This window comes from Acidovorax facilis, from assembly GCF_023913775.1.
In the GTDB taxonomy this organism is placed as follows: domain Bacteria; phylum Pseudomonadota; class Gammaproteobacteria; order Burkholderiales; family Burkholderiaceae_C; genus Acidovorax; species Acidovorax facilis.
Genome location: NZ_JAMXAX010000386.1, coordinates 1 through 255 on the forward strand (window position 1 = coordinate 1; position 255 = coordinate 255).

The 255-nt window shown below is 72.9% G+C and carries 1 protein-coding gene; it reads left to right on the forward strand.

The window, feature by feature from the left end:
• The coding region (locus NFX52_RS31565) for a phage integrase family protein (protein WP_289781660.1) at nt 1-255 on the forward strand (255 nt) is incomplete at both ends.

Genomic DNA, 255 nt, shown 5'->3' on the forward strand with positions numbered 1-255 from the left:
CGGCACCGGGAAGACCTGGCCAGCCTGCTGGAACACTCGGCGGCGGAACGCGCGCAGCGCGCCCGCGCCGTGATGGATGCGATCGAGACGCTGCGGCATCTGCCGGTGCCCGCGCCCATGGTGACGGGCGACCTCGAGCGCTGGCTGCCGGCGCGTGCCGCCGGCGCCATGAAAGCCCATGGCTTCAAGACCCTGGCCGATCTGACGGTGCGAATTCCGCGGCGCCGGCGCTGGTGGACGGGCATTCCCGGCTTG